We start from the raw sequence: 9,337 nt of genomic DNA on the forward strand, positions 1-9,337 counted from the left end.
GCTGTTAGTATTCTCTTGCGCAATTGCAACAAACTTCTGACTTTACCTGCTTTTAACGGCTTGCCGACTTTCTGACCAGATGGCTTAAAAGTGCATTCAAACACTAGTTTGAAATTCATAAAATTATATAATAATACTAATTCACATAATAAATTATGTGAATATCAAATGCCTGTCGTATCATATCTGACCCAGCGCTATCGCTCACTAAAAAACACCTGAAAGGCTTAACCATGAGTAACGCTTCTAGCTATGAAAAACGCGACAACATCGCCATCCTGACACTGAACTCCCCTCCGGTGAATGGTCTTGGTCAAGCACTGCGTCAAGGCATTCTGGATAATTATCGTCAAGCGATAGCAGACGATTCTATAGATGCCATCCTTCTGGCCTCATCGGGAAAATTATTTTGTGGAGGTGCCGACATCAGTGAATTCGGTACAGCAAAAATGAGTGCAGCACCGTTGTTGTCGAATGTCTTGAACGAAATTGAAAACAGCAGCAAACCGGTGGTTGCCGCGATCAACGGTATGGCTTTGGGCGGCGGTCTGGAATTGTGTCTGGTCTGCGATTACCGATTTGCTCACCCGCGCGCCAAACTGGGATTACCGGAAGTACACTTGGGCATATTGCCTGGCGCCGGCGGCACGCAACGTTTACCACGTTTGGCCGGTGCCGTGAAAGCCACAGAAATGATCGTGTCAGGTAAACCGGTCTCGGCTCAAGATGCACAAGCGTCAGGATTTGTCGATGCGCTGCATAGCGACCAAGGTGATTTTCTCAGCGCCGCGCTTGCTTATACCAAACAGCTGGTCGCCACAGACGCACCGCTTAAAACCTGTGCCGACCTCAGCGTCGACACCGCTGCGATCCCGAAAAACTTTTTTGCCGATTTTAGAAAAAGTATCGCACGTAAAACCCGTGGATATGTTGCGCCGGAAAAATGCATTCAATGTGTGGAAACGGCTTGTGAACTGGATTTGGCCGAAGGTCTGGCCAAAGAAGCCGAACTGTTTATGCAGTGCATGCAAACTCCACAAGCTCGCGCCCAACAACATTTGTTCTTTGCCGAGCGTGCGGCCACCAAAATTCCCGGTATCGATAAAAAGACACCCTTACGCAAGATCGAAAAAGTTGCCATTATTGGCGCCGGCACCATGGGCGGCGGGATTGCGATGAATTTTATGAACGTTGGGATTCCAGTCACGGTATTGGAACTCAAACAAGATGCCCTGGACCGCGGTTTTGGCGTGATCCGCAACAACTACGAGATCAGTGCCAAAAAAGGTCGCATGAGTGAGGAACAAGTTGCCGAAAGAATGGACTTACTCAGCGGTACGCTTGAATATTCTGACTTGGGAGACGCTGATCTGATCATCGAAGCCGTGTTTGAGAACATGGACATCAAAAAGAAAGTGTTCTCAGCACTGGATACAGTCGCCAAGCCCGGGGCGATCTTGGCGTCGAATACCTCCACCCTGGACGTGGACGAGATCGCTGCCGCAACCAAACGCCCGGAAGATGTCATCGGTCTGCATTTCTTCAGTCCAGCCAATGTCATGAAATTACTCGAGATCGTGCGTGGCGGCAAAACCGCTGACGACGTGCTCATGACCAGTATTAAAATGGCACAAAGTATTCGCAAAGTCCCCGTGGTATCAGAAAATCAATGGGGCTTTATCGGAAACCGTATTCTTGAACCCTACGGTCGTGAAGCGGGACGCTTGTTACTGGAAGGCGCCAGTCCTGCCCAGGTTGATGGTGTTTTATATGATTTCGGTTTTGCTATGGGTTTACTCAGTGTGATGGACCTGGCCGGAATTGATGTGGGCTACCTGACCCGCCAAGCCCGCAAGGAAGAGCTCGCGGCTGACCCGAGTTACGCTGCGGTTGCCAACCGTCTGTATGAACTGGGCCGCTATGGCCAAAAAACCAAACGCGGCGCCTATATCTATAAAGGTCGTGAAAAGATCGAAGACCCCGAAGTGATCGAGATCGCCGCCGAGCTGGCCGAACAACACGGAGTTAGTCAACGCGAGATCAGTGAACAGGAAATCCTGGAACGCACGGTTTATATGTTGATCAATGAGGGTGCCAAGGTTTTAGGTGAAGGTGTGGCCTACCGTTCCAGTGATGTGGATGTAGTTTATGTCTACGGTTACGGTTTCCCCGGTTTCCGTGGCGGCCCGATGCAATACGCCGATGAGATCGGTCTGGACAAAGTGCTTGCCGCGATTGAAAAGTATCGCGATGAACTCGGTGATTACGGCAAGCTGTGGTTTACCCCGGCTCCGGTGCTGGTGCAATTGGCCGCCGAGGGCAAAAAATTCAGCGACTATGTCCCGCCCGCATTTAAGCAAGCCTCATAGTTAAAGATTCGTTACGTAAATATTAGTTAACTGATAACACTAAATAAAGGTAGATGTCATGAGAGAAGCAGTCATAGTATCCACAGCCCGCACGCCCATTGGTCGCGCCTATCGCGGTGCATTGAACAACATCAAGTCACCAACCATGACCGCCCACGCCATTAAGCACGCGGTACAACGTGCGGGGCTAGAAGGTGGTGAAATTGAAGATTGCGTGATCGGTTCGGTTTTGAATGCCGGCACTGCAGGAAACAATATTGCACGTAATGCACTGTTAACCGCAGGGTTACCAACCAGCGTGCCGGGTCAAACCATTGATCGCCAATGTTCGTCGGGCCTGATGGCCGTGGCTACAGCCGCCAAGCAGATCATGGTAGATGGTATGGATATCACCCTGGCCGGTGGTCAGGAAAACATTTCTGCGGTACAAGCCGATTACTATAAAGCCATAGGGCCAACGGTCGATAAGAATCTTTTGGCCTTGCAACCCAATGCCTATATGCCGATGTTACAAACGGCGGAATATGTTGCCAAAAAATATGGTGTACCCCGTGAGGCGATGGACGAATATTCTTACCAGTCACAAATGCGCACAGCTGCTGCCCAAGCGGCCGGAAAATTTGACGATGAGATCGTTGCGATCACCGCGACCAAAGGCATTATGCATAAAGAAACCAAAGAGATCTCGTTTGAACAAGTAACCTTGAGTAAAGATGAAGGAAACCGTCCAGGCACCACCCTGGAAGGACTGCAATCCCTGAATCCGGTTATTGAGGGTGGCACGATCAGCGCAGGTAACGCCAGTCAGTTATCAGATGGCGCATCAGCCCAAGTCTTGATGGAACGCAAAGAAGCCGAACGTCGTGGTCTTGAACCTTTGGGAATTTATCGCGGCATGACCGTGGCGGGTAACGCACCCGAAGAAATGGGTATCGCGCCAATTTACGCAGTCCCTAAACTACTCAAACTGCACGGACTCAAAATTGAAGACATCGGCCTATGGGAATTGAACGAGGCCTTTGCGGTTCAAGCATTGTATTGTCGTGATCAGCTGGGCATTGACCCGGAAATATACAACGTGAACGGCGGCGGTATTTCCATCGGCCATCCATACGGCATGACCGGATCGCGCATGGTTGGTCACGCCTTGATCGAAGGCAAACGTCGCGGTGCCAAGTACGTGGTCGTCACCATGTGTGTTGGCGGTGGCATGGGTGCAGCCGGACTTTTTGAAGTCGCCTAAGAATAATCGAGAAATTAATGGACATAAAAAATAAAGTTTGTATTGTCACTGGCGGTGCCCATGGAATTGGGCGCGCCTTGTGTCGTGCATTTGTTCAGCATGGTGCACGCTCTATTGTGGTTGCGGATCTGGATCTGGAAGCCGCAGAAAAATTGGCACAGGAGATCAACGGACTCGCAGTTCGCTGTGATGTCGGTAATGAAGACGACATCAAGGCCTTGGTTGAGCAAACCCGTTCAGCGTTTGGACAGATAGATATCTTTGTGTCCAACGCCGGCATGGGCATCAGTGACGGCCCTGATTGGACGGCTGCCGGTGGCAGTAACGCCGGTTGGCAAAAATGCTGGGACGTGAATGTGATGTCGCAAGTCTATGCCGCGCGTGCGGTTATACCGGAAATGCGTGAACGAGGCAGCGGCTATTTGCTCAATACCGCCTCGGCCGCCGGCTTGCTTGCGCAAATGGGCGACGCCGCCTACACCGCGACCAAACATGCCTCGGTTGCATTCGCGAAAAGTCTGGCCATTACCCATGGTCATGATGGCATCGGAGTTTCGGTTTTGTGCCCACAATACGTAGCCACCAATATGACTGGCTACCCAGACGACAGCGAACAGCAACGTGGCGACGGAGTTCTGGAAGCCGAAGATGTGGCCGAGATCTGTGTGCAAGCCATTAATAATGAACAATTTATGATCATGCCGCATCGAGTAGTGGCCAAATACACACAATTCATGAATGCCGATTATCAGAAATGGATTACTACCATGCAAGACCTTCGCAGCAGCATCTTAAAGGACAAGGATGCGATACAAATGCAGGACTTTATGCAAACCACGCCGAAAGGCAATTAAAACGATTGTTTAAATTTACAGGCGTCTGAGGTACAATCCGCGTCTGAAATTCACTGGGAACCACGCTATGACCGATTATAAAGCCCCACTCCGCGACTTGAACTTCACTTATCTGGAGTTGTTTGACTACCCGGAGCATTACAAGAAATTTCCACAGTACGCCGAAACCGATCGCGACTTGATGGAAAGCATTTTTGAGGAATACGCCAAATTTGCTGAAAATGTATTAGTCCCGATTTATCGATCTGGTGATGAAGAAGGCTGTACCTGGCACGAAGACGGTTCGGTCACTACCCCCAAAGGCTACAAAGAGGCCTATCAACAATATGTAGAAATGGGCTGGCCTTCCATGACCCATTCTGCCGATCATGGCGGTCAAGGCTTGCCGGAATCTGTGGGTCTGGCCATTGCCGAGATCACCTCATCGGCCAACCAGTCGTTTGGGATGTATCCGGGCTTATCGCATGGCGCGATGCGCACCATTGAAGCCCATGGCACAGAAGAACAAATTCACGATTATCTGGGCAAGCTCATCAGCGGTGAATGGACCGGCACCATGTGTTTGACCGAATCGCATTGTGGCACCGACCTCGGCTTGTTACGTTCCAAGGCCGAACCCAATGCTGACGGCTCATATAACATTACCGGTCAAAAGATCTTTATCTCGGCCGGTGAGCATGACATGTCAGAAAATATTGTGCACATCGTATTGGCACGTTTACCGGATGCACCAAAAGGCACAAAAGGTATTTCATTATTCATCGTTCCTAAATTCAATCTCGACGAGAATGGCAATGTGGGTGAGCGTAACGCCGTGAACTGTGGCTCGATCGAGCACAAAATGGGCATCAACGCCAATGCGACGGCTGTGTTGAACTTTGATGGCGCCAAAGGCTTTTTAATTGGTCCGCCAAACAAAGGCCTGCGTTGCATGTTCACATTCATTAATACTTCGCGCATGGGAGTTGCCACTCAAGGTCAGGCGCACGCCGAACTCGGTTTCCAGAAATCACTGGCCTACGCTAAAGACCGTGTGCAAATGCGTGCTTTAGGCAAGCGTGATAATCCGGAATCTCCTGCGGATCCGATCATTGTGCATCCGGACGTACGCCGCATGTTGTTGACCCAAAAAGTATTTGCCGAAGGTGGTCGCATGTTCACCGCTTACATGGCGAAGTATGTGGACATCCAGGCGGCGGCTGAAAGTGAAGAAGAACGCAAAGCAGCCGACGACCGTTTGGCACTGTTAACTCCGATCGCTAAAGCCTTCATGAGTGAAACCGGTTTTGAATCTGCTAACCACGGCCTGCAATGTTACGGCGGTCATGGGTTTATTCGTGAATGGGGCATGGAACAAAACGTGCGTGATGCGCGTATATCCATGCTGTATGAAGGAACTACCGGTGTTCAGGCGATAGACCTGTTGGGTCGTAAAGTGCTTGGGACCCGCGGTAAAGTTTTAAAACCGTACATCAAAGAGATCGAAGCGTTTTGTGATGAGAACAAAAATCACGACAGCAAGATCATTGAGGCACTGATCAAACAAGTGGACCGCAATGCCGGCAAACTGACAGGCTTCACTCGCAATATTGGTCTTAAAGCTCTCAAGAACCCGGAAGAAGTCGGGGCCGCATCATTTGACTATTTGATGTTTGCTGGCTACCTGACTTACGGGTACCTGTGGGCCAAAGCTGCGGTTAAGGCGCAGGAGATCCTTGATGCCGGCACGGCCGATAATCCGGATTTCTACAAAGCCAAAATTCAGACGGCAGAATTCTACTGGACACGCATCATGCCACGCTCCAAGGCTCACTCCCTGTGCCTGGAATCCGGTTCGGAAAACCTGATGCAAATGAATGTAGATGCCTTCGCGTATTAATCCGAATAAGCATTAGAAGTATTGAAACCCTGTTTATTTTTGATAAACAGGGTTTTTCTTTGGATAAAAGCCGTTATCGGTTATGATGAAACGCTATAAAAACACCAAGGGAGGCAAGCAATGCCAGCAGCACTAGAGTGCACCACTCTCAACGAACTGATCGATCAAGCCTGTAAAAACTACGCGAATAATGATGCATTTACCTGTTTAGGCAAAACCCTGAGTTTTGCCGACATTGATCGCCTGAGTGCCCAGTTTGCCAGTTATTTACAAAACCATACCAACTTAAAACCGGGCGATCGGGTTGCTGTGCAATTACCAAATTTATTGCAATTCCCGGTTGTGGTCTTCGGAATATTACGTGCCGGTATGATCGTGGTTAACACCAATCCACTTTACACCGACCGTGAAGTTGAACACCAACTTAATGACTCCGGTGCAAAAGTGATGGTGGTTCTGGCCAATATAGCCAATACTGCTGCCAGTGTGATGAATGACACCACCGTTGAACAAGTGATTGTGACCGAGATCGGTGATCTGCACGGCACCCTGAAAGGCAATTTAATGAACCTGGTTGTAAAAAAAGTCAAAAAAATGGTGCCCGATTTCCATTTTGACAACGCTGTTAAATTTAAACAAACTTTGAAACTCGGCTCAGAAAAACCCCCACAGGATGCAAATGTCAGTCCTGACGATATAGCCGTATTGCAATACACCGGTGGTACCACCGGGGTAGCCAAAGGCGCCATGCTCAGTCATGGAAACCTGACCGCCAACTTTAAACAGGTCTATGCACTTACCGAAGGAACATTGGGGGAAGGCACAGAAATTTTCGCAGCTCCACTTCCCTTGTATCATGTCTACGCATTTACCACGCATTGCAGTATGGTATTCGGGCTTGGTAATCACAGTGTCTTAATTCCCAATCCGAGAGATTTTGATTCAGTGGTTGACGCGCTCAAACCGCATAAATTCACCGGCTTTATTGGCCTAAATACTCTGTACAACGGTCTGCTACATCACGAAGGATTCCGTTCACTGGACTTTTCCAATCTCAAAGTATCCAACGCCGGTGGCATGGCCATGACCCCGGATGTCAGCAAACTCTGGTCTGATCTGACCGGTGTCGAGATCGCGGAAGGCTATGGCCTGACTGAGACCTCACCCGTCGCATCAGCCAACCCGCTGAACGATATTCGCATCGGTACTGTGGGTAAAGCAATCAAAGACACTGAAATTGTATTAATGGATCCGGATCACAACATTGTTCCTCAAGGAGAGCGTGGCGAAATAGCTATCCGTGGTCCTCAAGTCATGAAAGGTTATTGGCAACGACCGGAAGCCACTGAAGAAGTTATAACTCCGGATGGTTTCTTTTTAACAGGCGATATCGGAATCATTGACGCAGACGGTTACATTCGAATCGTTGACCGCATTAAAGACATGATCCTGGTTTCCGGATTCAATGTGTATCCCAACGAGATCGAACAAGTGGTGAGTAATATGGACAAGGTGCTTGAGTCTGCAGCGATTGGCGTCCCGCATCCCAAAAGTGGTGAAGCGGTTAAACTGTTTGTGGTCAAAGCGGATGACTCCCTGACTGCAGAAGAAGTAATTGCCTATTGTCGTGAAAATATGACGGGTTACAAAGTGCCAAAATTTGTGGAGTTCCGTGAAGAACTGCCAAAATCCAATGTGGGCAAAATACTACGCCGCATGCTCAAAGAAGAAGAACAAGCCACACGGGAATTAACCGTTTAAACAGGATAAATATTATGAAACTCTATGGCCATTTTTTATCTGCACCCAGTAATAAAACCCGTCTGGCAGCCACAGCAGTGGGCCAAGACTTTGACTATGTACATGTTGAACTGAGCAAAGGCGAACACAAGGTTCCCGATCATTTGAGAATCAATCCGGTGGGCAAGGTTCCGGCATTACAAGAAGGCGATTTTTGCCTGTTTGAAAGTGATGCCATCACCCGCTATATCGCCAACAAGAATCCCTCTGATTTTTATCCACAAGAGATAAAAGCTCGCGCTCAAGTCGATCAATGGATTGATTTTTCCAGTAAGCATATTCTGGCAAACGTAGGAAAGGTTTTGTTTAACAAATTTTTTGCTCCCACCATGGGCGTACCTGTGGATGAACAGAGCATGGCGGATGGTGAGAAGTTTCTAAAACAATACATGCCAATTGTTGAAAAACAGCTTGAATCCCACTCTATGTTGACTGGCGATAAACTGACCCTGGCAGATGTAAGCATGATCGCAGCCATGGACCCCTTGGAAATGATCGGGTTTGAGGTGAGCGCTTACCCAAACATTAAGCAATGGCGTGACGGCATCCGTTCTCAAGATTTTTATCAGAAAGTGCACAAGCATTATGCAGCGGATTTGCCTCCACAAAATGACTGACGTCGCTTGCTTATATTCAACTCAAACTTAAAAAAACCGGCTTATCACCGGTTTTACTTTATCTGCAATTAGGCATGAATAATTTGATATAAATACTATCGTTTAATACAAAACCATGGGGTTGGGTTGTTTGTGTATCTCATATTCAATACTGACGGGTACTTTTATACATTCCAGCAACATGCGTTTACGCCCGACTTTTTTACGTTTTTTACACACCACATTCTGTGCCTGCATGCCATACTCGCTAATGTATTTTTCTACTTCCGCATCCACTGCCTGTTGTTGTGCCGCATTAAACTTAGAGTACAAACCATCAAATAGTTCGAGCATTTCCTTGCGCCCGGATTCTTTGGCCACACCCAGCCAGCCCATTCCGGTTCGCATTGACATCTGCACATGCTGACCCTTGAGATACAAATAGGCCATATAGAATTGCGACTGCTTAAGCCCCTGAGGTGCGGTGATACTCAGCTTTTCAAACGCTTTCGCATAATCGCCCGCGCGATACGCCTGCATGGCTTCTTTTTCCAGTTGATATAACTTGTTTACTTCCGAGTGCTCGAGTTTGGGTT

Annotated in this window: 7 protein-coding genes; 6 read left to right on the top strand and 1 reads right to left on the bottom strand. The window is 48.5% G+C overall.

All coding sequences use genetic code 11. From position 1 onward, the window contains the following. Positions 1-233: 233 nt before the first annotated feature. The 6 genes from HKN88_10635 to HKN88_10660 all read left to right on the top strand — a co-directional run bounded on the left by HKN88_10635 (position 234) and on the right by HKN88_10660 (position 8,762). Positions 234-2,369, top strand: coding sequence for a 3-hydroxyacyl-CoA dehydrogenase (locus tag HKN88_10635; GenBank protein NNC98512.1), 2,136 nt, complete (start codon positions 234-236; stop codon positions 2,367-2,369). A 58-nt stretch (positions 2,370-2,427) separates the two neighbouring features. Then, positions 2,428-3,612, top strand: coding sequence for an acetyl-CoA C-acyltransferase (locus HKN88_10640; GenBank protein ID NNC98513.1), 1,185 nt, complete (start codon positions 2,428-2,430; stop codon positions 3,610-3,612). 17 nt (positions 3,613-3,629) lie between these two features. Further along, positions 3,630-4,466, top strand: coding sequence for an SDR family oxidoreductase (locus HKN88_10645; protein ID NNC98514.1), 837 nt, complete (start codon positions 3,630-3,632; stop codon positions 4,464-4,466). A 67-nt stretch (positions 4,467-4,533) separates the two neighbouring features. Continuing rightward, complete coding sequence (locus tag HKN88_10650; protein ID NNC98515.1) at positions 4,534-6,345, top strand: acyl-CoA dehydrogenase; 1,812 nt, start codon at positions 4,534-4,536, stop codon at positions 6,343-6,345. A 120-nt stretch (positions 6,346-6,465) separates the two neighbouring features. Beyond that, positions 6,466-8,106, top strand: coding sequence for an AMP-binding protein (locus HKN88_10655; protein ID NNC98516.1), 1,641 nt, complete (start codon positions 6,466-6,468; stop codon positions 8,104-8,106). Between the two features lie 14 nt (positions 8,107-8,120). Next, positions 8,121-8,762, top strand: a complete 642-nt coding sequence (locus HKN88_10660) for a glutathione S-transferase family protein (GenBank protein NNC98517.1) — start codon at positions 8,121-8,123, stop codon at positions 8,760-8,762. Between the two features lie 102 nt (positions 8,763-8,864). On the opposite strand, the gene HKN88_10665 is transcribed toward HKN88_10660, so the two are convergent. After that, positions 8,865-9,337 (bottom strand): hypothetical protein (locus HKN88_10665; GenBank protein NNC98518.1); only part of this gene is annotated, 473 nt, incomplete at its 5' end.

The organism is Gammaproteobacteria bacterium (genome assembly GCA_013001575.1).
GTDB lineage: Bacteria > Pseudomonadota > Gammaproteobacteria > Steroidobacterales > JABDMI01 > JABDMI01.